The 26,740-nt window shown below is 46.9% G+C and carries 24 protein-coding genes; 7 read left to right on the forward strand and 17 right to left on the reverse strand.

Annotated elements, in window-relative coordinates:
* Positions 1 to 131 precede the first annotated feature (131 nt).
* The gene (locus FHS56_RS05130) at positions 132 to 974 is read left to right on the forward strand and encodes a hypothetical protein (protein ID WP_166918773.1); all 843 of its coding nucleotides are present in this window, start codon (positions 132 to 134) and stop codon (positions 972 to 974) included.
* Positions 975 to 1,260: 286 nt separating this feature from the next.
* On the opposite strand, the gene FHS56_RS05135 is transcribed toward FHS56_RS05130, so the two are convergent.
* From FHS56_RS05135 to FHS56_RS05145, 3 genes are all read right to left on the reverse strand, one after another.
* Positions 1,261 to 3,384, reverse strand: a complete 2,124-nt coding sequence (locus FHS56_RS05135; protein ID WP_166918774.1) for a 7TM diverse intracellular signaling domain-containing protein — start codon at positions 3,382 to 3,384, stop codon at positions 1,261 to 1,263.
* A gap of 250 nt (positions 3,385 to 3,634) precedes the next feature.
* A complete protein-coding gene (locus FHS56_RS05140; RefSeq protein WP_166918775.1) occupies positions 3,635 to 3,928 on the reverse strand; it encodes a hypothetical protein in 294 nt (97 codons plus the stop codon).
* 99 nt (positions 3,929 to 4,027) lie between these two features.
* Positions 4,028 to 4,432 carry a hypothetical protein gene (locus FHS56_RS05145; RefSeq protein WP_166918776.1) on the reverse strand — a complete coding sequence of 135 codons (405 nt, stop codon included), beginning with the start codon at positions 4,430 to 4,432 and terminating at the stop codon, positions 4,028 to 4,030.
* A gap of 122 nt (positions 4,433 to 4,554) precedes the next feature.
* On the opposite strand from FHS56_RS05145, the gene FHS56_RS05150 reads away from it, so the two are divergent.
* On the forward strand, positions 4,555 to 5,886 hold the full coding sequence (locus FHS56_RS05150) for a M20/M25/M40 family metallo-hydrolase (protein WP_166918777.1): 1,332 nt from the start codon (positions 4,555 to 4,557) through the stop codon (positions 5,884 to 5,886).
* A gap of 6 nt (positions 5,887 to 5,892) precedes the next feature.
* On the opposite strand, the gene hpt is transcribed toward FHS56_RS05150, so the two are convergent.
* From hpt to FHS56_RS05190, 8 genes are all read right to left on the reverse strand, one after another.
* Positions 5,893 to 6,432, reverse strand: a complete 540-nt coding sequence (gene hpt, locus FHS56_RS05155) for a hypoxanthine phosphoribosyltransferase (protein ID WP_166918778.1) — start codon at positions 6,430 to 6,432, stop codon at positions 5,893 to 5,895.
* 188 nt (positions 6,433 to 6,620) lie between these two features.
* Positions 6,621 to 7,871 (reverse strand): hypothetical protein, encoded by a 1,251-nt coding sequence (locus tag FHS56_RS05160; protein WP_166918779.1) that lies wholly within the window; start codon positions 7,869 to 7,871, stop codon positions 6,621 to 6,623.
* Positions 7,872 to 8,223: 352 nt separating this feature from the next.
* On the reverse strand, positions 8,224 to 8,676 hold the full coding sequence (gene dtd, locus FHS56_RS05165; protein ID WP_166918780.1) for a D-aminoacyl-tRNA deacylase: 453 nt from the start codon (positions 8,674 to 8,676) through the stop codon (positions 8,224 to 8,226).
* A 15-nt stretch (positions 8,677 to 8,691) separates the two neighbouring features.
* Complete coding sequence (locus FHS56_RS05170; protein ID WP_166918781.1) at positions 8,692 to 10,653, reverse strand: ATP-binding protein; 1,962 nt, start codon at positions 10,651 to 10,653, stop codon at positions 8,692 to 8,694.
* A 168-nt stretch (positions 10,654 to 10,821) separates the two neighbouring features.
* On the reverse strand, positions 10,822 to 11,610 hold the full coding sequence (locus tag FHS56_RS05175) for an energy transducer TonB (RefSeq protein ID WP_166918782.1): 789 nt from the start codon (positions 11,608 to 11,610) through the stop codon (positions 10,822 to 10,824).
* A 203-nt stretch (positions 11,611 to 11,813) separates the two neighbouring features.
* Positions 11,814 to 12,182 (reverse strand): VanZ family protein, encoded by a 369-nt coding sequence (locus FHS56_RS05180; protein ID WP_166918783.1) that lies wholly within the window; start codon positions 12,180 to 12,182, stop codon positions 11,814 to 11,816.
* A gap of 8 nt (positions 12,183 to 12,190) precedes the next feature.
* Positions 12,191 to 12,571, reverse strand: a complete 381-nt coding sequence (gcvH, locus tag FHS56_RS05185) for a glycine cleavage system protein GcvH (protein WP_166918784.1) — start codon at positions 12,569 to 12,571, stop codon at positions 12,191 to 12,193.
* A gap of 67 nt (positions 12,572 to 12,638) precedes the next feature.
* A complete protein-coding gene (locus tag FHS56_RS05190; RefSeq protein WP_166918785.1) occupies positions 12,639 to 13,583 on the reverse strand; it encodes a CPBP family intramembrane glutamic endopeptidase in 945 nt (314 codons plus the stop codon).
* A gap of 57 nt (positions 13,584 to 13,640) precedes the next feature.
* On the opposite strand from FHS56_RS05190, the gene dusB reads away from it, so the two are divergent.
* Entirely contained in the window at positions 13,641 to 14,663 is a 1,023-nt protein-coding gene (gene dusB, locus FHS56_RS05195; RefSeq protein ID WP_166918786.1) for a tRNA dihydrouridine synthase DusB, read from the forward strand.
* Entirely contained in the window at positions 14,629 to 15,537 is a 909-nt protein-coding gene (locus tag FHS56_RS05200) for a DMT family transporter (protein ID WP_166918787.1), read from the forward strand. Before dusB ends, FHS56_RS05200 begins: the two co-directional genes overlap by 35 nt.
* Before the next feature lie 104 nt (positions 15,538 to 15,641).
* On the opposite strand, the gene FHS56_RS05205 is transcribed toward FHS56_RS05200, so the two are convergent.
* The 5 genes from FHS56_RS05205 to FHS56_RS05225 all read right to left on the reverse strand — a co-directional run bounded on the left by FHS56_RS05205 (position 15,642) and on the right by FHS56_RS05225 (position 21,869).
* A complete protein-coding gene (locus FHS56_RS05205) occupies positions 15,642 to 16,844 on the reverse strand; it encodes a DegT/DnrJ/EryC1/StrS family aminotransferase (RefSeq protein WP_166918788.1) in 1,203 nt (400 codons plus the stop codon).
* 79 nt (positions 16,845 to 16,923) lie between these two features.
* Positions 16,924 to 17,454, reverse strand: a complete 531-nt coding sequence (locus FHS56_RS05210; RefSeq protein WP_166918789.1) for a hypothetical protein — start codon at positions 17,452 to 17,454, stop codon at positions 16,924 to 16,926.
* Positions 17,435 to 18,580: a DNA polymerase III subunit gamma/tau gene (gene dnaX, locus FHS56_RS05215; RefSeq protein ID WP_166918790.1), complete on the reverse strand. Its 1,146-nt coding sequence runs from the start codon at positions 18,578 to 18,580 to the stop codon at positions 17,435 to 17,437. Before dnaX ends, FHS56_RS05210 begins: the two co-directional genes overlap by 20 nt.
* Before the next feature lie 9 nt (positions 18,581 to 18,589).
* Positions 18,590 to 20,791, reverse strand: a complete 2,202-nt coding sequence (locus tag FHS56_RS05220) for a tetratricopeptide repeat-containing sensor histidine kinase (RefSeq protein ID WP_166918791.1) — start codon at positions 20,789 to 20,791, stop codon at positions 18,590 to 18,592.
* A gap of 70 nt (positions 20,792 to 20,861) precedes the next feature.
* Positions 20,862 to 21,869 carry a LuxE/PaaK family acyltransferase gene (locus tag FHS56_RS05225; RefSeq protein ID WP_243844143.1) on the reverse strand — a complete coding sequence of 336 codons (1,008 nt, stop codon included), beginning with the start codon at positions 21,867 to 21,869 and terminating at the stop codon, positions 20,862 to 20,864.
* A gap of 30 nt (positions 21,870 to 21,899) precedes the next feature.
* Here FHS56_RS05225 and FHS56_RS05230 point away from each other — a divergent pair, with 30 nt between their 5' ends.
* The 3 genes from FHS56_RS05230 (at position 21,900) to FHS56_RS05240 (ending at position 24,387) form a co-directional block, all read left to right on the forward strand.
* Positions 21,900 to 22,466 (forward strand): hypothetical protein, encoded by a 567-nt coding sequence (locus FHS56_RS05230; RefSeq protein ID WP_166918792.1) that lies wholly within the window; start codon positions 21,900 to 21,902, stop codon positions 22,464 to 22,466.
* A gap of 23 nt (positions 22,467 to 22,489) precedes the next feature.
* Complete coding sequence (gene rsgA / locus FHS56_RS05235) at positions 22,490 to 23,413, forward strand: ribosome small subunit-dependent GTPase A (RefSeq protein ID WP_166918793.1); 924 nt, start codon at positions 22,490 to 22,492, stop codon at positions 23,411 to 23,413.
* Positions 23,414 to 23,505: 92 nt separating this feature from the next.
* Positions 23,506 to 24,387, forward strand: a complete 882-nt coding sequence (locus FHS56_RS05240) for a phytoene/squalene synthase family protein (protein ID WP_166918794.1) — start codon at positions 23,506 to 23,508, stop codon at positions 24,385 to 24,387.
* A gap of 53 nt (positions 24,388 to 24,440) precedes the next feature.
* On the opposite strand, the gene FHS56_RS05245 is transcribed toward FHS56_RS05240, so the two are convergent.
* Positions 24,441 to 26,732 (reverse strand): NADP-dependent malic enzyme, encoded by a 2,292-nt coding sequence (locus FHS56_RS05245; RefSeq protein WP_208409632.1) that lies wholly within the window; start codon positions 26,730 to 26,732, stop codon positions 24,441 to 24,443.
* Positions 26,733 to 26,740 lie beyond the last annotated feature (8 nt).

Consider the following 26,740-nt stretch of genomic DNA (forward strand, 5'->3'; position numbering starts at 1 on the left):
GCTGCTCTTTTATTCCAGTACTAACAAAATAACGTTAACATAAAGACGAAAGCCGCAGCAAACAAAAACTTTGACAGAGCACATTTATTTTTTTATGATTGTAAAAAGATTCTTCAATTTGTTTTTGACTTATGACTCCTCAACTGAAAACCATAGAATCCATATCACTCGCTGAGCTTACTAATTTGCTACCGGGCATACAAAAGGAGGGGTTGCTACTGCCAGAAGGTCCTTTTTCTTTGATTACAGCCCAAAACCCGGAAGGTAAGTCTTTAGCTTTCAGTTTGATAAATCACTTGCCTACACAACGCAAAAGCCGCATCTTACGACTACATGCCTCTGAACAATATTATTCGCTGCTGCCTGTGCTCATAGAACAGAGCGAGCAACTGGCAAGACAGCACAAAAGTGAGCATCTCTTGTTTTTACTTTCCGACGCTTTGCCGGAGTTCTCCCTCATCAAGCAAGCCTTACTCAATCGATTGTGGAGCCTTCCCACACGCGCTTTGAGCTGGGGCATTATGTCCAAACAAAGACTACTGCAAAGCCCTTGGATGCAGGTAAAAGAAAGCAGCGAAGCACCTCTACAGCTGCAATTATGGAAAGAGTTGCCTTCTGACATTCGAGATAAAATCTCTACTCTTAGCAGCAAAATTTTGTCATTGGTGCCTCCACTACCCATAGATGCAGACCACAGCTTTGCCATTTATCGGCAGGATGTCCCCTTTGGATGGTGCTTAACCCAGCGCCTTTGCAATGATACACTCTTGATTGTATCGCTTCATGTAAAGCAAGCACATCCTTTTCTGTTCTCCCTTTTGGCAGAACATCTACACCAAAGTGATGACATAAAGGAAATCGCTTATTACTATCCACTATCGGATAACCGGAGGAGTCGTTTTTTCGAAAAAAGACTGCGCCCCATTTCCCGAGAAGCACACCGCCTTTATCTAACTACCAAAACACTGCATTGAAGCCGCACTTCCGAAACAACTCAAATTTCTGAAAATGGAATTAGCAACTAGATATATCCGTTTCTTTTCGTAATAAAGTTGTTGCAAAAAGCAGATTCTTTTTCAATGAGTTACAATTGAAATATTTATCAAATCAAATATTATTTCGCAACCAATCTAATACTTCACAGGCGAGGCAATACTGCCATTTCCTTGAAAGAAAGGCTCCGCTTTGAATATAATATCTTCATGGCATTTTCCCTACGTAAAAGAACTAAACTCTTCGAGAAACATGGCAAATGCATGCTCACTCCTTTTTTAATGCATATTTACCCTGCCATTTGACTTGCAAGCCTATTACCAACACATCATCTATTTGACTTTCATTGCCCCGCCAATCCTCAAATTCTTTATGCAAAAACAAATGTTGCGACTTAGCACTGACAAATTCGGTATAGCAACGTAAAATAGTCTCTCGGAAACGATTCAGCATGTATTTCCTGCGGCGAGGACCTCCAAACTGGTCAACAAAACCATCTGAAAACAGAAAACACTCTACATGCTCATAACGGCTGATGTCTATGAGGTGGTTGGTAAAATAGCGGTCTACGCCTCGACGAATTCCTCCCACAGGCATGTTATCTGCTTTTACTTCAAAAAGTTCGCCATCGGCTACATACCATAAAGGATTATAAGCCCCGGCAAACTCAATCACTTGCAGGTCTTTGTGGAAGGAACAAAGAGCCAGGTCCATGCCATCGCTGCCAGTTCCTTCTTCTTGCTTTAAAGCAGTACGTATTTCTTTGTGCAGCTCACGCAAGATTTCGGAAGGACGCGTAATACCCCGCTCGTACACAATCTCATTGAGCAAAGTATTACCAATAAGGCTCATGAAAGCTCCGGGTACCCCATGCCCCGTGCAATCTACGGCTGCCACCAACACTTTGTCTTCGGTTTCAGCAAACCAGTAGAAGTCACCAGAAACAATATCGCGCGGCTGGAAGAAGATAAAAGCATCATGGAAGCATTTGAAGATAGCTTCTTTATGGGGCAAGATGGCATCTTGTATGCGTTTGGCATAGCGTATGCTGTCGGTCAGGCGGCGGTTGGTTAGCTCCAGCGCCTGCGTGCGTTCTTCTACCAGCTCTTCCAAGCGAAGGTTTTGCTCTTGTATTAAGCGAGCCTTCTCTTCTTCTGCTCTACGTGCCTGTTTCTCTTTCTCTACTACCTCGCGCCGCAGCAAGTCTATGCGATAAGCCAAACCCAATGCCAGCAGTATCACTTCCAATGCCGAGCCTATTTGTATGCTATAAAAGGTGATGAAATTGGTGGGCAACCAGCCAAAAGCACGCAGCAAGGTCATCAACGCCCCTAACAGGTAAAAGCCCCATGCCAATAAGAAAAAGTGAGCCACTGCCACCCCTCGTTGCAAGGCATATGTACCCACCCCAATCAAGACTAAAACCATGAGAATGCTACTTGCCGCATTGACTCTATTGGAAAGCGTATGTGGTAGCAACCAAGCCAGACAGAACTCTAAAGCTGCCACAGCCAGCAAAAACCAAAATAGCTTTTTTAGATGCTCTGAGAGCTGCTCTACACCCAAAAAGCGATAAGCAAAGGCAGTGCCCGCACCAGCTAAAACAGCAATAGAAGCAGGAAATAAACGGTGATTGAGCCAAGGGAATTCTCCCCAAAAATATTGATAAGCAAAGCCCGTGTACTCTGCTTGGAAAAACATAAGGGCAAAAATGTTGAACACATACAGCAGATACACCTTGTCTTTCAAAAAGAAGAAAATAAACAGGTTATATAACAGCATCACCAGCATGATGCCATAATAAATTCCGAAACCGAGCTGACTGTCCGATACATAGTCGCGAAAAGCATCCGGCTGCCACAAACGCAAAGAGACGCTCATGGTGCCTTCCGTGCGAAAGCTCAGGTATAAGATTTTTCTTTCAGAAGGTGCCAGCTGCAAGTGAAAGACGGGGTGCCGGAAATCAACTTCTGTCAAGTGCTTTGGCAGCATATCCCCCCCCAAACGCTCTGTAATATTGCCTGTTTCATCAATTTCATAGAGTGCAACCGTGTCAATTAAAGGATAAGCCTGCTCGAGATAGTACTTTTGGCTTTCGTTGGTAGTATTTTCAATAGACAGCCGCAACCAATAGCGCGAGGCAGTATAACCTGCGTTGAAGTTTTTGCTGCCTATCGGGCGAAACTTGTCCGCATATGCCGGCGACGCCACTTGCCGTATGCTCAAAGCAGCCGTCGGGTCTTCTAAGTAAAAAGCGTATTCGGTCAGACTCACTGAAAGCTGCTCCTTTCCCACAGGCACAACCCTCCATTGAGTTGGCTGTGCTTGTACGCAAGCATAGCTAAGTAAAAAGAAAAACGGACAAAATACACTGAATAAAGCAAATCTCATAAAGTAATGAAGATTGTTTGGTTTTACATGAACATCTAAGATTACATTTTATGAAGCATACGGTTGCGCCAGCACTTATTGCTCTACATTTAATCCCAATAGCTTATCACCGAAAAGAATGAAAAGAGAAAAAATAGACAAAAGCAGCCTTTTTTTACATGCATAAGCCTATATACATTTAGAACGATACTTTTAATTTCTATACAAAGTAATCACTAAATATGACTCATGCAAGTAAATGAAACCAAAATCAAAAAGTAGATGTCTGTTCTATTTCAAAATGGATTAACTCAAGAAGCAAATCGGTGAGTTCTACAGGCATTGAAGGCTTGTAGCCTACATACTGACACTGTAAGACCTCCAATGTGTCAGCATAAAAAGTAAGTTTTGCAAAGCGTGTATTACGCACCGTGTCGTTGAGCACAATATGAAAAATACTTCTACCTGCGGCATCCACATAATTGCAGTATATCTGCCAACTCAGCTGTTTGCGAATACTACACAGTTTAATGAGCAGGTGAATGATGACTTCAGGAAGCACCATGAGCTTTAAGCGCTTGTTGCTGATTGGCTTTAAGCTAAGCAAAAATGCCCAGTTTTACAACTGGGCATAAGCAAGAAATGCCAAAGTTTCATCATGGTTTTAAAGCACTTTTTTCACTAATTGCCAGGCTTCTTGGCAAGAACATACATAATACACGGGCACCTCTTCTTCCACTTCCTGCAGCACCTCTTCAAGCCACACGCGTACGAAAGGATTTTCTGGTAGCACAAATATCAACCCATTTACTGGCGGACAATGCTCTACTCTACAACTTAGAGTTTTTCCCAACAACTGAAAAGAGCTCCAATCAAGCAAGGACAAACGAGAAAAGTCAAATATCCACCATGGCTTAGGTGCTTGCTGCTCCTCTTCTTTCATAAAACATTGCAAGGCATCGGCAAGCATACTTTCTTCCGGAAAGCCAGAAAGCGTCAATGTCCGGCAGTGTTCTTCTTCTCGAACACTACTATGGTGCAAAAGCAGGCATTCGTAAACAGAAAGCATTGGGCAGCATTGTTTGTAATGGAAGCAATTTAAAAAAAATACAATCACCAAAAAAATATTTCACAGAAAATAAAAATAGCAATATTTCGTTTTTCAGCTAAGACAAAACCAAATACATGCTCATGAAAAAAATAGTTACGCTGCTGTTCACAGTTTGCACAGCAGGTAGTGTCTTTTCGCAAGACCTTGCCTCCTTCTATGATTTGCAACAGGCAGTATCTGCCTCACGGCTGCGGCAAAATGTGGAACAGTTGGTTGCCTTCGGCACCCGCCACACGCTTAGCGACACGCTATCTGACCAACGTGGCATAGGCGCTGCCCGACGATGGGCTGCCCGCCAATTTAAAAGCTATTCACCCCGTCTACGCATAGAGTTCGACGCCTTCACGGTAGCGCCAGATGGCAGGCGCATCCCCCATCCAGTAGAGATGAAAAATGTGATGGCATGGCTGCCGGGCACCAACCCCAACGACCGCCGTGTAATTCTTATCACTGCCCATTTGGATTCTCGTGCCTCTGATGTCATGGATGCGCGCATCGATGCCCCGGGCGCCAATGATGACGGCTCAGGCTGTGCGCTGGTCTTGGAAGCGGCTCGGGTGCTCTCGCAATACGAGTTTCCATGCACTCTATTGTTTGTACTGTTTTCCGGAGAGGAGCAAGGACTCTACGGCTCCCGCCACCTGGCACAACGAGCCAAACAAGAAAACTGGGAGGTTGTGGCTGTGCTCAACAACGATATTGTGGGCAACAGCTATTCTTCGGAGCTGGGCATCCGTCAAAACGAGCGAGTACGGGTCTTTAGCGAAGGCATTCCTGTCGCCGCCAGCGAAGACGAAGTACGCTTGCTGCGTCTGCTGGGATATGAAAACGAAAGCCCCAGCCGGCAGTTGGCACGCTATATGGCAAATATAGCCCACGAACATATCCCTCATCTCGAGGTGCGTTTGGTTTACCGCAAAGACCGCTTCCTGCGCGGAGGCGACCATACCCCTTTCAATGAGGCAGGTTTTACGGCTATTAGGGTATGTGAAGAAAACGAGGATTTCAGGCATCAGCATCAAAACGTACGCACCGAAAAGGGCATACACTATGGCGACCTGCCCGAATTCATGGATTTTGAGTATTTGCGTAAAAATACTGTACTGAACGTGCTTACGGCAGCTTCTTTGGCTTGGGCACCTGCCCCACCCCAAAAAGTAGGCATACAGGTAAAAGAGCTGAGCAATGATACCGTATTGCAATGGCAAGCCCCCGCCACAGGTCCAAAGCCTTCGGCTTACCGGGTATTGATTCGCTCCACCGAATCTCCTCAGTGGGAAGTAAGCATTCAAACAAACGAAACCTCTATACGCCTGCCCTACTCCAAAGATCACTATCTCTTTGCTGTGCAGTCGCTAAGTAAAGAAGGGTTTGGGAGCCTACCGATTGTTCCTCTTCCTATAAGGGAATAGGCTGTTTTAGGCTTTCAAAATATACAAATCATTCAAGCAGCGCCCCTGCTCCTCGTAGTCAAGCCCATAGCCCACTACAAAGTGGTTGGGTATTTCAAATCCCACGTAGTGCAGCTCTACCGCTTGCTTCAAGGCTTCCGGCTTAAACAGCAAAGTGGCTACCTTTAAGGAAGCGGGGGCTTTTTGGTAAAGCTTGCCCATCAAATAATGGATGGTGGTTCCGGTATCTACGATGTCTTCTACAAGCAAAACATGTTTACCTGAAAGATTTACAGTGGCTGCCAGCTGCTCGCGTACCAAACCACTGCTCATAATGCCTTCGTAGGATTGCACTTTGATAAAAGCTATTTCGGTGGCATCGTCTAAATAACGGGCTAAGTCGGCAGCGAAACGAAAGGCTCCGCTAAGCACACAGAGCAAAACCAATGGTTTGCCCGCATAGTCTTTTTTAATTTGTTCTGCCAGTTCTTTTACTTTATCCTGAATCGTAGTTGCATCTAAAAAAAGCTCGAAATAACGATTATGTAATTGTATTTCTTTTTTCATAACATCCGGCAACTTTTACTTCAAAATGATTCTGCAATAATACGATACTGCGGGGTAGTGTTCCAAACACTAGTACGAAAAAGCAAAAAGCCCCCTCCGGAAATAGAAGGGGCAGCATCAATCCAAACTACTTTTGCCTGTTGGGAGTGCTTTATGAAGAAATTAGAATTAGCGAAATTGCCGCTGATTTAGTCACCAATTCCAATACCTGCTACTTTTTTCTTAGGGCGCTCGACGTGCCACAAAGGTGCTACATCCAAGCTGAGCTTAGCATCTACATTTGCCAACACCACCCCAAAACTCAAAGACAAGCCAAGTAGTCCTAAATGTTGGTAAGAATAGCCTATAAAGGCTACTACTGCCAATACACACAAAGCCGTAATGACAAAACGCAGTGCATAGGTAAGCAGGCGATGCAAAACAGGACGTGCCACCAGATAGTGGGTATATTGCTGCTGCACCCAGCGGTAAAAAGCTATGATGTGGGTAGTAATAAAGCTTACGATAAGAGCTGCCAATAATGCAACTTGCAGGTCTTCCTTATAGTAGATATTCAGATGGCTCACCCAGTAGTCGGGCAAAGTATAATGACTGACAAATAACAACCAAGCCCCCATCAGAAGAGCGCTTGCCAATTTCACACGCCAGTAATCACGCCCACGATAACGACGATATACTTTCATCACCGAAGAAATCAACAAAATACCACTAAAAAGCAGGGCTACGCCTACAATAGCCAAAGATTTGTAGGTTTCGCTTTCTTTCGAGGCAAAAGGCAGGTCCAGTTGAGCACTCACCAACAGCAACGCGGAGAAGCAACTCACCAACAAGGCATCGAAGCGCTCCACACTCATCATCGATACATCGAAGGTTTCGTTGACGGCTTCGCGCCGGGTGCTATATTGCCATAACTTGCGGCTAAGCACAGGCAAGCCCGCCCCTAAGACATAAGTGCTCAGCTTTACAACCAATACAGCAACGTTATCTACGGCTTCCGGCGCTCTAAGCAAAAGGGCAAAGGGAAAGAGCAAACCCAACACCAGCAAACGCATGATGCTCAGGGGGCTGTTGAGTAACAACAGAGCCTTTGCCAACTCACTGCGCAAGCTGTGTTGGTTGCCCTCTTCATAAAGCCAATGCTCTGCTATTTCTAAAATTAAGGTAGCTACAAACGCAACCCAAAAGAAATGGGTAAATGCCTCCGGCTCCACATCATACGCTTGGGCTACAAAACTGAGTACAAACACCGAAAAGCCCAAGGTGAGCAATAGTTTGTACTCATTCTGCAGGAAGAGGTTTAGGCGGCTATACCACACTCGCTGCCATTGATGCCGCAAGTTGCGTGCTTGGTAGCGCACCCACGTCACTACCATACGCCACAAAATCCACAAAGCTGCTCCTATTCCCCACCAAGACAAGTATATCAAAAGGTTTTCCATATATGTAAAGTTAGGTTTACTGCTGTGCAAATATAGTACTTTTCTAAAACTCAATACTCAAAAATTCATCACAATACTTTGATTTACAATTTTTTACAAAAACATCAACCTTAGCATATTTCACTTTTCAAATTTTAAAACAAACAAAGTTTTGTCAAACATCTTTATGTACTACTTTTTTTTGCCAATCGCCTCATTTTCCAAGGCTGCCCTCATGTTGTTAAGCAAAAAAAGGACCAATTGCGGGGGCTTGTGCTTTGCAAATGAGGCAATAAAAAAAGACATTGGGGCACATACTCCTCCAATGTCCTGTTTTTGCCGATAAACCACGCCTTACAAGCGGATAAAAAAACTAACGCTTGTTTTTTGTATCTACAATAATGGTTACTGGTCCGTCATTGACAAGCGCCACCTTCATGTCAGCGCCAAATACGCCTGTCTTCACTTCTTTTGCCATCAATGCTGCGCACTGTGCCACAAAAGACTCATAAAGAGGAATTGCCAAGTCGGGCGGGGCTGCTTCTATAAAAGAAGGACGATTGCCTTTTTTGGTAGAGGCATGCAAGGTAAATTGGCTTACCACCAACAGCTCGCCTTGAGCATCGATAAGCGAACGGTTCATTTTACCTTCCTCATCTTCAAAGATGCGCATGTTGACCAGCTTTTTTGCGAGCCAATCCACATCTTCCGACGTATCGGATTGCCCCACTCCCAACAGCACGAGCAATCCTTTGCCTATTTTGCTGTATTGCTTACCTTCTATTGTTACAGAGGCTTCTAAAACACGTTGTATGACTGCTATCATAGTTTTAAAAACAACTTATTTAACAGATATCTGATTGGGAATCTCTAATTCTATGGAAGTGCCTTCGCTCGGCTCGCTTTTCAAATCTATTTTACCCTGAAGCTGCGCGATGATTTGTTTGACGATATACAATCCCAAGCCTGCCCCCTTTGAACGTTCATCGCCCCGAAAGAACATATCGAAGACCTTATCTTGAAGCTCGGGGGGGATTCCGGTGCCGTTGTCTTCTATCTTTACTTTGGCAACGCGCGGTAAAATCTGCACTTCTACTTTTATTTCATGCTTCGATTTCTTTTCATCGACATATTGAATAGAATTAGAAATGATGTTGTGCAAAATGGTATGTAAGCGCACTTTATCGCCGGCAAAAGGCTGTTGTTTGCCCAACACCTTATAGCTCAAAGTGATGTTGTGGGTATTCAGGGGCTCTTGTAGCTCGCGTTTTACTTCTTCAAGCAGCACTTCAAAATCTAGTACTTCGAAGTTCAACGGCTTTTGCTCTATGCTGGTGTAAGTGTACATGCTGCGTATGAAGCCATCTAAGCGGCGGATGCTGCTTTTCATATGCTCCAAGTAGCTCTGCAAGCCTGAAGAAGTGCTTTCCTGCTCCATCAAATGCACCAAACCTTTGAGCGAAGTGATGGGCGCGCGAATGTCATGGGCTACTTTATAAAGGAATTGGTCTAACTCGAAATTGCGACGCGACAACTCCTCAAAAGCTTGCTTGAGTTGTTTTTGCTGAGCGCGCAGCTGTTCGTTCATCATACGTGCGGCAGCCTCTTGACGTGCCAGTTCTTTGTTTTGCTCAATCAGCTGCCGGTTGAGTGCCGCCAGGCGCTTCTTTGCTACGCGCTCTTTGGTGATGTCTAACGCACTGATGATAAGCATAGGTTGCACATCTGAATCCAGGGGGGTGTAGGTCAGCTGCAGCCAATGCGCTCCACCGTGAATATCGGTAATTTTAGCTTCTTGAAAGTAACTTTCTGCATGAAAGCTCTCTTTCAAATGTTGCAAATATTGCTCTTTTTCTTCGCCTTGCAATTGCACAAACGACTCCCAGTCAACGCCTACTTTCAGCTCTTTACCAAAGAAAAGGCGTACCATATGGCTGGCTTGCCGATTGAACCAACGTACCTTCAACTGCTGGTCAATCAACACCAGCATTTCGGAACTGGCGCGGTCCAAAGCCTCAAGCAGCTGATGCTGATACACAAGCTCTTGGCGTAGCTGTGCTTCGCGGCTGACTTCTTTCATATGCACCATGATAGCCGCCACTTGCCCCGAAGCGCTCCATATAGGCATGGTATCCAAATGTATGAGATATTTCCCCTTGGCAAAAGTCATTTCGCCCCAGTAACCGCGGGCACTCTGCTCATATAAGCGGCGGAAGTGCTCATGTTCCGAAGCAGGTAGGTAACGAAGCAAAGTAATTTGCTCTTGCAGAGGGCGGTTGGTTACCCTCTCTATCAGTTCAAAAGCAGCAGCATTGGCGGCTACCACTTGGGTTTTTTCATTCAAAAGCAAGGCGGCTTGTTCATTTCGTTCTACGAGTAGCCGTAGTTTTTCATAGAGGAGAGCACTGTGCTGATTTGTACCGCCTTCTTGCATGCTGGTTGCGCTTGCCGCTTCCTGAGGCGATATGGAAACAATGAAACCATGCACTATTGCCAACGCCAAACAATTGCGCAGCTGGAGGCGGCACAATCGCCATGTTCCGCCTTGCGTCTGCAATTTCACTTCTATAGAAAATGCCGGTAGTTTGCGCTCTACAGCATCTTGCAGACGTCGCGCAAAGTAAGCAGCATCTTTATCGTCAAATAAATTCAAAAAGCTATTTCCAATTAGACGCTCAGGGGGGTAACCCAGATGCTCCTCCACTACGGCATTGGCATACTTGACTTCTCCGCTTTCTTTAATAATGAGCACACCTTCACTGAGGTGCTGTATAAGCGTTTCATAAAAGGCAGTAATGTTCATGGTCAGGCTTTTGCTTTCAATTTAAGAAAACCCATTATTTAAGCCCACAGCGGGTAATAAAAAAGCAAACGAAAAAGGAAGACGAGCAAGTTTTTGCTTGTAGGGAATAGAAAAAAGCCACCCGTTGCAGGTGGCTTTCAAAAAAGACAGAGTATTTTTTGGTGTCTTTTATTTCAGCACGAAAGAGATGGGCATATTCAGCTTTACGTCCACAGGACGTCCACGCTGCTTAGCAGGTTTCCAACCGCTGGTGCCCTTCAATACGCGTATCACCTCTTCTGCCAAGATGCCATCGCCCAACTCTCCTCCACGTAGCACTTCCACATTACCAATAGTACCATCTTTTTTCAATACAAACTTAACAAATACAGTACCTTGGATATTGCGTCTTTTGGCTTCGCGGGGATAAGTTACGTTCTTTTGTACATAAATGCGAATGTTTTCAAGCTCCTGCATCAGCTCTGCTCTGTTGTCCACAGCAAAAGACTCTACCGGACCGGAGGGTTCTAGTGGTGGAGGCGGTGCTACTGCGGGCATTACGTCAGTTACGGGTGGGGCAATCACCGGTGGTGTATCTTGTTCTTGGATTTTCACTACTTCTTCAATTTTCTTTTCGTCCGGTACTTCCACCAATTCTGGCTCTTCGGGTTCTACCATCTGTGCCGAGGGTGGAGGCGGCAACTGCACCGTCGGAGGGATATACTCGAGCGCTACTTCAAATACCTCATCCATCTCTTTCTGCTTAATGATTTCCTTCTTCTCATAGCTGCGCCACTTGAAGGCTGCCAGCACCAATGAAAGAGCAATCACCAGCCCCAAGGCAAAGAAGAGTCCTGTATAGCGCTCCGGGTCCACCTCTGGGTTCTTTTTGTAGAGGGGTGTGCCCCTCCCCTTGCTTTGACCAGTGCCCGAAGGCATCTCTTGAGAGGTTTCTTGTTTGTTTTTTTCTAAATCCATAGCCCTTGCTTTGAACTTTTGAATAGTATGAAATTTCCTATAATCAAAGTAGTTAATTTGTAAAGAAATCCTTTATGGTTTGCCAAATATACAAAAAAAGAGAAGGAAAACAAAGCTCATTCCCAACCAATCTTTTTTGACCGCATGTAAGTCTTGCTACAAAGCTGCATGGCTTTTGCCGTCGACGTCGGCGAAGCTGCTTTCTAAAGCTTGTAGATGATAAAAAACAGTATCCATCCCATAAGCACGCCTACGGTATTCATCAGCAAATCCTCCCACTCGAAAGTGCGCCCCGCAGAAAAGAATTGCAGTTCTTCAAGCAAAGCGCTGTAGAGCAGGGCAATGAAGATGGCTGCCCGCTCGGCATAGTAGTGAAGGTAAAGCACCGTAGTTTGCTTCTTGAAACCTACAATAAGCAACAGCACCCACACCATAAAGACAAAAGCATGTGCCACACGGTCAAAAAGCAAAAGATCAGCGGTAGGGGGCATCTCCTGCCCAGGCAAAAGTACCAAAAAGGCAATGAGTAGCCCCCATATGATACCAAAAAGGTTGTAACGTAAAAACTCCATTGCAGGACTTAAGCCCCTATCAACTCACGGTAGGCATCGGCATCGAGCAAATCTTCCAGTTCTGCCAGGTTAGATGGCTTTATTTTCACAATCCAGCCTTCGCCATAAGGATCTTGATTTATCAGCTCGGGGGCATCTACCAAAGCCGAATTCATTTCGAGTATTTCGCCAGTTACAGGCAAGAAAAGGTCTGAGGTGGTTTTTACGGCATCGACCGTACCAAAAACGGCACCGGCTTCCAATGTTTCGCCTACGGTGTTTACCTCTACGTAAACGATGTCGCCCAGCTCGCTTTGAGCAAAGTCGGTAATGCCTACATAGGCGATATCACCTTCCAAACGAATCCATTCGTGTTCGCGCGAATAACGTAAGTCGTTGGGTACGTTCATGACAATTATGTTTTTAAGTGTGTTAAGAACTCTGAACGGGAAGCAAATATATACAAACCGAAAGGTTTTAAAAATCGGAAGGGTGGCTATTGTTTTTTTCGCGCAGAGGCAGGGTAACCGACACAAACCAATACAAGGTAACCGCGGCAGCTATAAGAGAGAGTAATACTACGCCCCAGTGTACACTTTGTGTCGCGCCGGGCGTCAGTTCAGGAAAAAAGCGCTGCTGAAAACGTATAAGCAGCAGGGCAACGCCGTTGTTCACCAAATGCCCCCACATGGCTAAAAGCAAATTGCCTGACCAGTAGTAGATATAGCCCAGCAAAGCACCCAAAATCCAACGAGGCAGCAAACCCAAAAACTGAAAATGCACCAGCGAAAACACCAAGGCAGCCGTCCAAATAGCCATATGGGGGTTGCGCGTCCAAGCCAACAGACGATTTTGCAAAACACCACGAAACAGTAATTCCTCCCCTATTGCCGGCAGCAATACAATAGCCAAAATGCCCATGAGTGCTTGCCCGAAACCTTCAAAACCCACAAGCAAAGAGGTAAGTGCAGCCAATTCCTGCTCTTTTTGCAGCACCCACCCGCCTGCAGGCAACTGATGATTCCAATATTCCAGAAACGAAACGAAAGGTAGCAATACGATAAGTAAGAGTGCCACCAAAGCCCAATGTATGCCTTGGTTCACTGCCCCCGACGAGCACCACTGTTTCCACCGCAAACCTTCAACCCCATACCAATACAAGAGGGTGCCCCCAAAAAAACCTCCTGCTGCAGTTATGATTTGCAATAAAAGCAAAACAGAACGCACTTTATAGTTATCTTTCCATCGCAGTGGCGCTGCCGCCATCTGTTCTACTTCTTCCAGAGAAACACCATATAGCCATTTTAGCAAAAACAGACCAATAAACTGTGCCAAAAACATACAGGCAAGCACCAACAAAGCCAAAGACAAAAGCCCTTGCCAAGGAGCTGTGCGAAAAGGCAAACGTTCAGCTAATTGCATATTTTACAGTAAATTTGCTTTCTCTAATAAACACATTTCATCTTAAGGCACAAAGTTATGCAAAAACATCCAGTACGCATTGGTTCGGTAGAGTTGGAAGATTTTCCATTGTTGCTGGCGCCTATGGAAGACGTAAGCGACCCCCCTTTCCGGGCAGTATGCAAAGAGCAAGGTGCCGACTTGGTTTATACTGAGTTTATCCCAGCAGATGGTTTGATTCGCCATGCCGACAAAGCCGTACAAAAGCTCGATATTTATGACTATGAGCGTCCTATTGGGGTACAGATTTTTGGTTCTGAAATAGAATCGATGCGGGAAGCGGCACGCATAGTAGAAGCTGCCCAACCCGAAATATTGGACATCAACTATGGCTGCCCTGTAAAAAAAGTAGCGTGCAAAGGCGCTGGTGCCGGCTTGCTCAAAGACATAGACAAGATGCAGCACATCACTGCCGAGATAGTCAAGCAAGTACAATTGCCCGTAACTGTCAAAACACGCTTGGGATGGGACGAGCAGTCCATACGCATTGTGGAGGTGGCACTGCGCCTGCAGGAGGCAGGCATCAAAGCGCTGACCATACACGGGCGCACACGCGTGCAGATGTATAAAGGCGAAGCCAACTGGGAGCCTATTGCCCAAGTAAAACAACACCCCGACATAGAAATTCCTATTTTTGGTAATGGCGACATAGACTCGCCACAAAAAGCGCTGGAATATCGTCAAAAGTATGGCGTGGACGGCATCATGATTGGGCGGGCTGCCATAGGCTACCCGTGGATATTCCGTGAGATAAAGCACTATTTTAAAACCGGCGAATTGTTGCCCCCTCCTTCCCTTGAAGAGCGGCTGCGCGTGTGCCTCAAGCACCTGCGTTTTGCTGTGGAATGGAAAGGCGAGCGCAAAGCCGTTTTTGAAATGCGCCGCCATTATACCAATTATTTCAAAGGGTTCTCACACTTTAAACACTTCCGCACACGTTTAGTAGAAGCCGGCTCGCTGGCAGAAGTAGAAGATATCTTAGCTGAAATAGAACATTTTTACACACATGAACAAGCACCTTTTGAAAATAGCCCCTCCTAAGCAAGCATCTGGATGGGTTTCATGGCTGCTGCTTTTGGCTTTGGCACTCATTTGGGGCAGTTCTTTTATCTTGATGAAAAAAGGGCTGACTGTCTTTTCGCCCGTGCAGTTGGCTGCCATACGGGTAAGTTCGGCATTTAGCATTTTATGCCTTCCGGCATTTTATCATTTGCGCCGCTTGCGTCATGTGCCTTGGGCTATATTGTTTTTGTCGGGCTTGTTGGGGGTATTCATCCCCGCTTTCCTTTTCGGCTATGCGCAAACTCACGTCAGCAGTTCCACCGCTGGCATTCTCAACGCTCTTACACCAGTATTCACCTTCATTGCAGGGCTTTTTATCCTCAAAAGCCAAGCAGCGAGCCCCTATAAGCTGGCGGGCGTCATTGTTGGCTTGCTGGGCTCGGTCTTTCTTTTATTGAGTCGTTCGGGCGGGAGGTTTAGTATTGACATCTATGCCCTGCCTATCGTGGTGGCTACACTCTGCTATGGCATCAACGGCAATCTCATCAAGCGGTACTTACACCACATGAAGCCGCTCCATGTTTCCACCTTGTCGTTGCTATGCATTGCTCCTTTTGCTTTAGTTCTCTTTTGGGTTACCGGCGTGCCCGGCATGCTACAGACCGGAGATAGCCACACTTGGCAGGCGTTTTTTTACTTGTTTCTCTTGGGCACCATGAGCACAGCCATCGCCTTGATTCTGTTTAATACGCTCATACAGCAGGCTTCGCCTGTTTTTGCCAGCTCGGTTACTTACCTCATTCCCATAGTAGCCCTTTTTTGGGGCATTGTCGATGGCGAAAGCATCGGATGGATGCACCTTGTGGGTATGTGCTCTATAGTAGGAGGGGTAGTGTTGATTCACCGCGGGTAAAAGCCCCCCTGCCGACATGTGGCTAAGCGCAAAAGAAAAAACCTGCGAGCCTTTTTTAGAGCATCTCGCAGGTTCAAACAATATGCTATCGCGACAACAGACGCTTAGGCAAGCGCCAGCACGCTGCTAAGGGCTTTTTCCACTTTGGCTTTCAACTGAGCCAGCTCTTCTTCTGTCCAAGTGATGCGTACTACAATAGAAATCAGACGACTCATAATAGCATCGGACTGGGGCAGCTGCAAGGTAGCATAGTCTTGAGGCGGCGTGATGGTATGCACATACAGTTTTGCCGGGGCTTTCATCTGGCGGATGTGCTCCCAGTTTTTGATATAATGGAAATGGTTGTCATACCAATATTGTACGCCTTCCACACCTTCTTTGCGCAGCGCATTCACTACGGCACGTGCCGTGGATTCATCGGGTAGGAAGAAATCCATGAAGGTAGCGGCGTCGCCGGCTTCATCGGGGATATGGCGGAAAGTTACTTCCGGAAATTTTGCCAAGCTTTCTTTCAGTGCTTTTTTATTGGCACGTTGGCGCTCCAGCATGTAAGGCATCTTACGAAATTGAGCTAAACCAATGGCAGCATTGATTTCGCCTATGCGATAGTTGAACCCAATGATAGGGTGCCCCTCCATCCCGCGGTTGTCGCCTATGTGGTCGTGCCCATGGTCAGAGAATTGGTGTGCATACTCATAAATTTGCTCGTCATTGGTGATGAGCGCTCCACCTTCACCACAGGTAATGATTTTAAAGAAGTCGAACGAGAAAGTGCCGCATTTACCAAAGGTACCTAAGGGCTTGCCTTTGTAGCTGCCACCGAGGGCTTGTGCTGTATCTTCAATCAAAATGAGGTTGTGTTTTTGACACAACGCCACGATTTCCTCGAGGCGTGCCATGCTGCCACACATATGCACCAACATAACGGCTTTGGTTTTAGGGGTAATTGCCTTTTCTATGCCTTCGGGCGAAAGACATAGCGTTTCGTCGATTTCGGCAAACACGGGCACAGCCCCAGCAAGCAATACTGCCTCTATAACTGCCACATAAGTAAAGGGGGGTACAATCACCTCATCGCCAACGCCAATGCCGCAGGCAGCCAAAGCGATGGCATCGGCAGTAGAGCCGCTGCTGCAGGCGTGGGCAAAGCGTACACCATGGTGTTTTGCCAGTGCTTGTTCAAACTCTTTGGCTTTCCAATGACCTTTTCGCTGTGCATCGAAATTATAGCGAAAGAGAATACCTGTATCGAGTACATCCTGTACTTCTTTGCGCTCTTCGGCGCCAAATAATTCAGTTCCGGGCATAGGTTTTTCTTTTTTAAGCGTTGAAGAAACAAATAAGAAATAACAAAGATGCAGTAAAATTAAGAATTTTGCGGCTATCTCAAGTATGAGAGTTGGGCGTAAGCTTCAAATGTTCCCATATCTGTTTCAGGTGTGGATATTCTTTTAACAAATAACGTAGCTTGCCTTGGGTAGAATGTAGGCTTTCGGCATCATCGACTGCGATTTCTTTGACTTCCAAACGTACCTCGATGGCATAAAGCTTTCCAGTCAGCTCCATCAAGCGCTTACGCCACCGTGGTTTCTGTTCTTCTACTAATGCCAACAGGGTGCGGCTCTCCACTGTCAAGCGGATAACATCTTGTTGCACTTCATAGGGTTTCGACAGTAGGTAACACAGCTGCTGGTCTTCTTGATGCTCTTGCACAAGCTGCTGCCATGCTTGCTCAAGCGGCATGGGGGCAGTTGGCTCAGCAAGAGGCAAGGCGCCTGCCGCCTTTTCCTCAGGTTGCAGGGTGGGCTTTGTCTCTTGCTTCAGCTCGTCCAGTTTTGGGGTAGCACGCACCTTACGGGGTAGTGTAGGGCGTCGGGGGCTTTGCGGTTCGCTTACCTCATTTTTTTTTTTCTTCAACGACCACCGGTCGCTTGGCAAGCTCTATAGCGTCTTGTAGGTGCGCCAGTTTGAGCAACAACAACTCTGTGTGCACACGGGCGCTTTTGGCATCCCTGAAGTCAAGCAGAAAAGTATGGGTAAGATTCAGAGCGGTCAATATCCACGAAGGCGACAGGCGCTGTGCCTGCTCTTGAAAACGTAGCTTGGCGGTTTCGGGCACTTCCAAAAGTGAAAGCGTAGCCTGCTCTCGCCCCATGAGCAAATTACGCAAGTGCTCCTCCAGACCAGCCACAAAAAGCTGCGCATCAAAGCCCTTGCGTAGTATTTCGTCCAATAGCAACAACGCTTCGGTGGTCTGGCAGGCAGAGAGCATATCCGTTACACGAAAATAATAATCGTAGTCGAGGATATGCAGATGCTCTAAGGCATTGGCATAAGTCAGTTTCCTGTCGGTAGAGAAAGTAACCAACAGGTCAAACATAGAAAGGGCATCGCGTAGCCCGCCGTCTGCCTTTTGAGCTATCAGGTGTAAGGCGGTCTCTTCGGCTTCTACGCCTTCTTTTTGTGCAATGTAGCGCAGATGGCGTACAATATCACTTATCTGGATTCGGTTAAAATCATAAACCTGACAACGCGACAAAATCGTGGGTATGATTTTGTGCTTTTCGGTGGTTGCCAAGATGAAAATAGCATAAGGGGGCGGCTCTTCAAGGGTTTTCAGGAAGGCATTGAAAGCCGCGTTGGAAAGCATATGCACCTCATCGATGATATAGACCTTATATCGCCCGTTTTGAGGCGGGTAGCGCACTTGCTCTACCAAATAGCGGATATCCTCTACCGAGTTGTTGGAAGCGGCATCCAACTCATGCACATTGAACGAGGCATTTTTTTGAAAGCTGACACAAGCGCTGCAGCTGCCGCAGGCTTCTATGTCGGGGGTAAGGTTCTGACAGTTGACAGTCTTTGCCAAGATGCGCGCACAGGTAGTTTTACCTACCCCTCTGGGACCACAAAAAAGATATGCCTGTGCTATCTGTCCGGTGCGGATAGCATTTTTGAGCGTGGTGGTAATATGCTGCTGTCCCACGACGCTCTCAAAGGTAACAGGACGATACTTTCGAGCCGAAACGATAAACTGTTCCATAGCCGCAAGTTAAGAAGTTTTCGGCATAGAATCTGCATGCTGCATATAGGATGGCACTCGTGGCAAACTAAGCAAAAACTCGGTATATCCGGCTTGGGTGTGTTTCAAATGCACATGCCCGCCCAAGTGCTCCATCGCCAAGCGCACCACATACAAGCCCAAGCCGGCACCCCGTGAACGAGTGCCTTTGGTGAAAATATCAAAGACTTTGTCTTTGATTTCCTCTTCTATGCCCATACCGTGGTCAATGACATGTATATGTACATACCGCTGCCCGCGAGGCAATATTTTTATATCTACCTGCACCCCTTGATAGCGCTCGCAATAGTCAATCGCATTTTGAATGAGGTTTTCAATAGCCAGACGCAGCAGCTTCACGTCTGCCCATAGCTCTGCCTCTTTCGATACGCTCAAGTTCCAGCGCAAGCGCTCTTTGTACAAAGACGCATCAAAGCTCCGAAAGATGTCTTCTATAAGGTGCTGCCAGTCTATTTTTTCGGCAACAGGCTCATGGTTGATGATGTTGTTGATGGTAAGCAGACGCGCCAAGATGTAATCCATCTCTTGGGCGGTATGCATAATACGAGAAAAGTATTCCAAAGCTTTGGGGTCCTCTATATCATGCAAAGCTATATTTACCAAGCCAAGTACTCGCGCAATAGGACCTTTTAGGTCATGAGAGGCACGATAGAGAAAACTGTCTAAGTCGTTTTTTGTACGCAGCAAGTGTTTGTAAGACTGCCTCAACTCATGGGTACGCTCAGCCACCTGTTCTTCCAGATTTTTGTTGGCTTTCATGAGCTCTTGATTCTGCCGTTCAATAACATATTGATAAGCTTCTAACTCTTCGTTCTTTTCCAATATTTCTTTACGGTGAGCTTCTAACTCCCTGCTTTTATCCTCCAAGATATCCAGCAGTTTTTTCTTCTCCCTATAGCGTATGTAAATCACAACGACGGCAGCAATCAATATGAACACAACAAAGCCTCCAAGAAGCAGTATCAATTGCTTTTGACGTTCTTCTATGGTAGCCAGTGCTTCTGCTTTCTGGCGCAGTTCTGCTTCTTTTTTGCGCCTTTCTTCCTCATAATTGAGCTGCATCTTGAATATCTCGGTGCGTTTGTCATCGGGGTACACTTTGTCCCGGATGGACTCATATCCACGCAAATAAGCATAAGCTTTTTGGTAATCCCCCAGCTTGGCATAAATATCAGACAGCAAGGCATTTGCCTTCATCATCAGCGATTGCCTCTGTGCAGCCTCAGCCAGCTGGAGCGCCCCTTTTGCCGCCGTTAAGGCTTTCCCATACTCTTTTTGATGATAATACAAGCGCCCTATGTTCAAATAAAAATCAGACAATTCGGCTACATTGTTATTGGTTTCTTGCTCCACACGCCACCCTTCTTCAAAACACACTTTTGCACGCTCGTAATCCTGCAGAAGCAGGTAAATCTCGCCCATATTGCGCAGCACCGTCGATACTCCTTTGCGTGTACCACGTTGCTTTGCCATGTCGAGATATTTCTGGTAGTGTTCCAGTGCTTTGTCGTATTGTTTCAAACCACGATAGGCATCAGCTAAGTTGTTGTGGCTGATGATAACCCCCACCCAATCATTGGATTCCTTGTCTATTTCTAAGGACTTTTCATGATACTGGCGTGCAAGCTCATACTCCCCCACGTCGTTATACACATTCCCCAAGTTCTTGTATACCCTACCCATCCCCCTCTTGTCATCGGCTTTTTCAAATATGTTCTGTGCTTCGAGAAAAGACTCAACAGCTCGGGCATACTCCCCCAGCTCATACTGCATATTGCCTACATACATACGCATATGGGCTGCCTGCAAGCTGTCGCCTGCCCGCCAATAGTTACTCTCTGCTTTTTGGTAGTATTCTTTGGCTTTTTTAAACTCTCCTTTGCGGTGGTGCATAATGGCTTCGATGAAGGCATCGATTGCCTGAATATGATGGTTATTCGGATAGCGACGGGCTAGTTCATGCAGCTGCCGACGATAGAGTCGCATCTGTACGGAATCGTTGGCTACGAAACGAACCGTGAGTTTTTTCAATATTTCTGCCTCCTTCAAGGGGTCGTTCCGGCGCCGGCACTCCTCCAATGCTTGCTTAAGGCTGTCCACATCGTATTGTGCCTGCAACAGCCCAGCACCTAACGCAAGCAAAACAACAAAAATAAAAAGCCGGTACTTCATGAATATGCTTACATGCAAAATGTTCTGATAATGAAGATACTATATTCTTGGCGCAAATACAACTCTTAGCTCACTGCCAGAGCAACATATTACAGCCTCTTTGCTCGGCAAAGTCCATGCGTCCACTAATGCGGAAGCGCCCATCGGGCAAAAGACTGCCCATGTCTTGAGTAGCAATGAAGGCACAACTATCTATGTTAGCCAAATCTATGATACTGACTGCGCCAGCTCTTTGATGAGGATTGAGTGTTAAAGGGTCGTTGGGCTCACGCAGCAAAACCCGCATCCATGGCGGTGCTTCGAAGATGCCCTCTCCTTTTGAATAAGCTTGTGAAAGCAGCTCAGTCATGCCATATTCCGAGTGCACCTGCTGCAAGTTCATCTTTTGACACAGTAGCGCATGCAGCTCTTCACGCAACAGTTCCTGCCGACGCCCTTTCATCCCCCCTGTTTCCATCACGATGACGCCCGACAAGTCCGGGGCGTAGCCTTCTGCCAGCTCCAGAAGGGCAAAAGACACGCCTATAAGCAAAATTTGACGCCCATCGGCTTGCTTTTTAAGACATTGTACGACTTTCAAAAGCTCCTCGTAATTATAGAGGTAAAAGCCTGATGCCTTCGACCCACTCTGCTCTATAAAATGACGCACCATCCATACCAAAGAAGAGGTTTGGCGTTCGAGATAAGAAGGCAAAAGTGCCAGTATATGAAAATTCGACAAGGCACCATATTGGCTTTCGAAAATGCTACGGCTTACGGTAGCATACCATGCGGGGTCTGCCACATAGTGGCGGCTGCGCGGCTGCCCGGTAGTGCCGCTGCTTTCAAACACCAAGACAGAAGGCAAGCCCTCACAAAACACACGCTGCTCTTTGAATAACTCAATCGGCAGGAACGGAATTTGCTCTATTTTATTTATCTTAGAAGCATCAACCCCCAATGCCTGAACGAATGCACGGTAAACAGCATTGTGCTTATATTGATAACGAAAGACCTCTAAGGCAAGCGGCTCGAAGCTGTCTTCACAGAGAGTTAATACACGGTGCATGAGTTGCCGGCGTTCGGGGCTGTCAAGCATAAGTGCAAAAGGCATTTAAAGACAATGAATATGCAAAAATATAACATTCTGCTTGTTTGTGTGATAGCACTGCTACTGAATGCGTGCTATGAGAAGCCCAGCTTTCCCTTGGCGCCACAAATCACATTCAAAGAAATCAGCGCCATTCCACAACGCGACGCTACTACCGGCTTTTACTTGGGCGACTCGGTCATCATAGCTATTGATTTTACCGACGGCGACGGCGACATCGGCTTATCGCAAGCCGACACTCTTCCTCCCTACCAGCTATATATCGATAAAAACTCTAACCAAATCAACCGTTTCTACTTCAATTATTTTTGTGATGTAGAGCGGCGTGTGGCGGGCAGGTATCAACCTTTTGCCCTCCCCAATGGTACTACACTCAACGGGCGTATCAGACCCATTACTGACTCGCCCAACCCGGTAGAAGGCACCATCATCTACAGGACTTTCATTCCTGCTTTTTCGAACGACCTACAATACACCCTCAACCCTTACGACACCCTGCGCTTTCGTATTTCCATTGCCGACCGTGCACTTAATGAAAGTAATGTTATCTTTACCGATTCCATTGTAGTATATCAAACCCCTTAGCAAAACATAAAAACAACAAGTGCATGGAAGGAATCGTTTTGCGTTCTACCGGTTCGTGGTACGACGTACGCACCCCACAAGGTGATTCTTACAAGTGCCGCCTGCGCGGCAAACTACGGCTTAAAGGATTCAAAACAACCAATCCTGTGGCAGTGGGCGACCGCGTGCACTTCGAAATTGAAGACGAAGCGAGCAAAAGCGGCTTGATAGTGGACATAGAAGCCCGTCGCAATTACATCATACGCCAATCGGTGCACCGCACCGCCCATGCCCACCTCATTGCCTGCAACATAGACCAAGCCATTTTGATTGCCACTTTGGCAATGCCCCGCACCTCCTTTGGTTTTATCGACCGCTTCTTGGTCAGTTGCGAGGCTTATGATGTGCCAGCAGTCATCGTTTTTAATAAAACGGATATCCTCACCGACGAGGGCTTGGCATACCAAGCCGAGATTATGGATATGTACACTTCTATAGGCTATCGTTGCTTGGACACGTCTGTAACTAAACATTATCATATCGACGAATTTCGCGCCTTGCTCGATGGTAAAATATCGCTGCTGTCGGGGCATTCGGGCGTGGGTAAGTCGTCGCTTATCAATGCCATCAAGCCGGAATTGAACCTAAAAACCTCCGAAATATCGCATTATTCCCAAAAAGGCAAGCACACCACCACTTTTGCCGAAATGTTTGAGCTGTGGGAAAATACTTTTATCATAGACACGCCGGGCATCAAAGAAATGGGATTGGTCGATATATCGCCACAAGAGTTGTCTCATTATTTTCCTGAAATGCGGCAGTACTTGGGCGAATGCAAGTTTCACAATTGCATGCATGTGCACGAACCGGGCTGTGCCGTACGGGAAGCTTTTGAGCGTGGCGAAATTGCCGATACTCGCTATCACAGCTACCTGAGCATGCTCGAAAACCACGACAACCGCCGCTAAACATTTTTGTGCTCGTAGAAGCATTTTTATAAGCCAACAATTTGCCCTTTCATCCGTTTTTTTCATATATTTTAAAACAAAAAGCAATCATTATGCTTGACCTTTACGAGCACACTGCCCTGGAATGCAGCAAGCTGATTACACGACGCTACAGCACCTCTTTCAGCTTAGGCATTCGCACTTTGCACAAACGCTTTCACGCACCCATTTACGCCATCTATGGCTTTGTGCGCTATGCCGACGAAATCGTGGATACCTTTCACGAGCATGACAAGAAACAGTTGCTTGAACGTTTCCGGGCAGACACCTACCGTGCCATAGAAGAAGGCATCAGCTTGAACCCCGTGCTGCATTCCTTTCAATGGGTTGTGCGCCGATATGGCATTGAGCGCCCCCTCATTGACGCTTTCCTACACAGCATGGAAATGGATTTGTGGCTCAAGCGCTGCGACCGTCAAAGCTATGAGACCTATATTTACGGCTCTGCCGAAGTAGTAGGCTTGATGTGTTTGCGTGTGTTTTGCGAGGGCGACCAAGTGCTCTACGACTTGCTGAAAGAGCCGGCTCGCCGCTTGGGGGCTGCCTTTCAAAAAATCAATTTTTTGCGCGACCTGCGCAGCGATTACGTGGAACGAGGACGCACCTACTTCCCCAATATTGACTTTGAGCATTTCAGCGAGGATGAAAAAAAACAGATAGAAGCCGAAATAGCTGCTGACTTTCAAGCCGGATATGAAGGCATCTGCCATTTGCCCGAAGGGACACGTTTGGGGGTTTATCTGGCTTATGTTTATTATACTAAGCTATTCGATAAAATACGCAAACTGCCGGCAAGCACCATCATGCAAGAGCGGGTGCGGGTACCCAACTTACACAAGTTTTTACTGTTGGCAGGCTCTTATCTGAAAAACTTATTTGTTGGCTTCCCCCAAAAAAATAGCTTTCTGCAAGAGGCACAATCTGTACAGGGATAATCCAAAAAAACGGACGGCAGCAGCATGGCAAACCGTCCGGTGAGGGTGTCTTGTCAATCAGGCATCTGCTTTTTTTCTACTCTATCGCGGCGCTGTGCGTCCACCACTGCAATCGCCACCATGTTGATGATTTCACGGATAGAACTACCCAGCTGCAAGATGTGCACTGGCTTGTTCATGCCCAGCAAAATAGGTCCAATGGCTTCCAAGCCGCCGGCTTCCTGCAGCAGCTTATAGGCAATGTTACCAGATTCGAGGTTGGGGAAAATCAAGGTGTTGGCACCTTCTTTTGCCAGCTCGCTGAAAGGATAGTTTTCGCGTAAGAGTTGCACATCCAGCGCCACGTTGGCTTGAATGTCGCCATCTACGATGATGTCGGGATAGCGCTCTTTTGCCAAAGCCACTGCTTTTTGCACTTTTTCGGGCACTGCTCCTTCGGCAGAGCCAAAGTTCGAGTAAGACAAAACCGCCATACGCGGCTCAAAACCAAAGAACTGCACCCCGCGCTGCGTCAACTTGATGATATCGACAAGCTCTTCTGCTGTCGGGTTTTCGTTTACGGTGGTATCGGCAAAGAACAAGGTGCGGTGTTTGGAATGCAAGATATACATGCCGGCTACTCGCTTCATAGGTGCCCGTGCCCCGACTATCTGCAAAGCCGGACGAATAACCCGCGGGTAGTTCTTGGTCAAACCCGAAATGAAAGCATCGGCTTCGCCGACTTCCAGCATCGCCACGCCAAAGTAGTTGCGGTCAAACATCAGTTTACGCGCATCGTAGAGGGTTACCCCACGTCTTTGCCGTTTTTGGTAAAGGATTTGGGCAAAACGCTCACGACGCTCTTCCTCTTCGGCGGGGTCTATGATTACACAAGCCGAGAGGTCTAAATGCAGTTCTCCGGCTATCTGTTCTATTTTTTGACGGTTGCCCAGCAGAATGGGTTTGGCTATATTTTCATCAGAAATCACCTGCGCCACCTTCAGTATTTTGGGGTTGTCGGCTTCGGCAAAAACCACCCGTTTGGGGTTATTCTTGGCTTTCTGGATGATGGTTGACATAAGCTTTTGGTCTATGCCGATGCGCTCCTGCAGCTCTACCTCATAAGCAGCCCAGTCGGTTATATGGCGGCGAGCCACTCCCGACTCCATAGCGGCTTTTGCCACTGCAGGCGATATGGTCGTTATCAAACGGTAATCCAGCGGCTTGGGTATCAGGTAGTTTTTTCCGAAGGAAAGGGTTTCATTGCCATAAGCACGACTTACGGCATCGGGCACCGGCTGCTTGGCAAGTTCGGCAATGGCACGCACAGCAGCCAATTTCATGGCTTCGTTTATTTCGGTGGCGCGCACGTCTAATGCCCCCCGGAAGATGTAGGGAAATCCTAAGGCGTTGTTCACTTGGTTGGGATGGTCGGAACGCCCTGTTGCCATAATCACGTCAGGGCGGGTCTTCATAGCTAAATCGTAGGCTATTTCGGGGTCGGGGTTTGCCAAAGCAAACACGATGGGATTGTCTGCCATACTCAGGAGCATCTCAGGGCTAACTACATTGCCGCGAGACAAGCCCACGAACACGTCGGCGCCTTTCATCGCCTCTTCGAGGGTGTGTAGGTCTAAACTGGTAGCAAACTCAGCCTTCATAGGGTCTAAGTGGTCGCGGTCTTTGCGTATGACCCCCTTGCTATCGAGCATCACTATATTTTCGTGCCGAGCCCCCAAGCTCACATATATCTTGGCACAGGCAATAGCCGAAGCACCGGCACCGTTGATTACGATGCGCACTTGTTCGATAGACTTACCCACCAACTCCAAAGCATTGAGCAAAGCGGCAGCCGAGATGATGGCAGTGCCGTGCTGGTCGTCATGCATGACCGGTATGTTCATTTGCTCACGCAGTGCCTTTTCTATTTCGAAGCACTCGGGCGCTTTGATGTCTTCCAGATTGATGCCTCCAAAAGTAGGCTCCAATGCTTTGACTATCTTTACAAACTCGGTGGGGTCTTTACAATCTATTTCTATGTCGAAGACGTCGATACCAGCAAATTTTTTAAACAGCACTCCCTTTCCTTCCATCACAGGCTTAGCAGCCTCAGGACCTATGTCACCCAAGCCCAAAACAGCCGTTCCGTTGGAAATCACGGCTACCAAATTGCCCTTGGCTGTGTATTCATATACTTTTTCTTTGTCTTCGGCAATTTCTTTACAGGGCTCCGCTACACCCGGCGAATAGGCAAGCGCCAAGTCGAGTTGTGTACTCAGTGCCTTGGTTGGCACCACTTCGATTTTACCGGGCGTCCCTTCCCGGTGATAGTTCAGCGCGTCTTCACGTCTTACTTTTATTGACATAGTTCAAA

The sequence above is a fragment of the Thermonema lapsum genome (assembly GCF_011761635.1).
Taxonomy (GTDB): domain Bacteria; phylum Bacteroidota; class Bacteroidia; order Cytophagales; family Thermonemataceae; genus Thermonema; species Thermonema lapsum.

Excerpts from the sequence above, each read along its gene's own strand:
- FHS56_RS05130 (WP_166918773.1), top strand. The coding sequence starts at position 132 with ATGACTCCTCAACTGAAAACCATAGAATCCATATCACTCGCTGAGCTT.
- FHS56_RS05135 (WP_166918774.1), bottom strand. The coding sequence starts at position 3,384 with ATGAGATTTGCTTTATTCAGTGTATTTTGTCCGTTTTTCTTTTTACTT.
- FHS56_RS05140 (WP_166918775.1), bottom strand. The coding sequence starts at position 3,928 with ATGGTGCTTCCTGAAGTCATCATTCACCTGCTCATTAAACTGTGTAGT.
- FHS56_RS05145 (WP_166918776.1), bottom strand. The coding sequence starts at position 4,432 with ATGCTTTCTGTTTACGAATGCCTGCTTTTGCACCATAGTAGTGTTCGA.
- FHS56_RS05150 (WP_166918777.1), top strand. The coding sequence starts at position 4,555 with ATGAAAAAAATAGTTACGCTGCTGTTCACAGTTTGCACAGCAGGTAGT.
- hpt (WP_166918778.1), bottom strand. The coding sequence starts at position 6,432 with ATGAAAAAAGAAATACAATTACATAATCGTTATTTCGAGCTTTTTTTA.
- FHS56_RS05160 (WP_166918779.1), bottom strand. The coding sequence starts at position 7,871 with ATGGAAAACCTTTTGATATACTTGTCTTGGTGGGGAATAGGAGCAGCT.
- dtd (WP_166918780.1), bottom strand. The coding sequence starts at position 8,676 with ATGATAGCAGTCATACAACGTGTTTTAGAAGCCTCTGTAACAATAGAA.
- FHS56_RS05170 (WP_166918781.1), bottom strand. The coding sequence starts at position 10,653 with ATGAACATTACTGCCTTTTATGAAACGCTTATACAGCACCTCAGTGAA.
- FHS56_RS05175 (WP_166918782.1), bottom strand. The coding sequence starts at position 11,610 with ATGGATTTAGAAAAAAACAAACAAGAAACCTCTCAAGAGATGCCTTCG.
- FHS56_RS05180 (WP_166918783.1), bottom strand. The coding sequence starts at position 12,182 with ATGGAGTTTTTACGTTACAACCTTTTTGGTATCATATGGGGGCTACTC.
- gcvH (WP_166918784.1), bottom strand. The coding sequence starts at position 12,571 with ATGAACGTACCCAACGACTTACGTTATTCGCGCGAACACGAATGGATT.
- FHS56_RS05190 (WP_166918785.1), bottom strand. The coding sequence starts at position 13,583 with ATGCAATTAGCTGAACGTTTGCCTTTTCGCACAGCTCCTTGGCAAGGG.
- dusB (WP_166918786.1), top strand. The coding sequence starts at position 13,641 with ATGCAAAAACATCCAGTACGCATTGGTTCGGTAGAGTTGGAAGATTTT.
- FHS56_RS05200 (WP_166918787.1), top strand. The coding sequence starts at position 14,629 with ATGAACAAGCACCTTTTGAAAATAGCCCCTCCTAAGCAAGCATCTGGA.
- FHS56_RS05205 (WP_166918788.1), bottom strand. The coding sequence starts at position 16,844 with ATGCCCGGAACTGAATTATTTGGCGCCGAAGAGCGCAAAGAAGTACAG.
- dnaX (WP_166918790.1), bottom strand. The coding sequence starts at position 18,580 with ATGGAACAGTTTATCGTTTCGGCTCGAAAGTATCGTCCTGTTACCTTT.
- FHS56_RS05220 (WP_166918791.1), bottom strand. The coding sequence starts at position 20,791 with ATGAAGTACCGGCTTTTTATTTTTGTTGTTTTGCTTGCGTTAGGTGCT.
- FHS56_RS05225 (WP_243844143.1), bottom strand. The coding sequence starts at position 21,869 with ATGCTTGACAGCCCCGAACGCCGGCAACTCATGCACCGTGTATTAACT.
- FHS56_RS05230 (WP_166918792.1), top strand. The coding sequence starts at position 21,900 with ATGCAAAAATATAACATTCTGCTTGTTTGTGTGATAGCACTGCTACTG.
- rsgA (WP_166918793.1), top strand. The coding sequence starts at position 22,490 with ATGGAAGGAATCGTTTTGCGTTCTACCGGTTCGTGGTACGACGTACGC.
- FHS56_RS05240 (WP_166918794.1), top strand. The coding sequence starts at position 23,506 with ATGCTTGACCTTTACGAGCACACTGCCCTGGAATGCAGCAAGCTGATT.
- FHS56_RS05245 (WP_208409632.1), bottom strand. The coding sequence starts at position 26,732 with ATGTCAATAAAAGTAAGACGTGAAGACGCGCTGAACTATCACCGGGAA.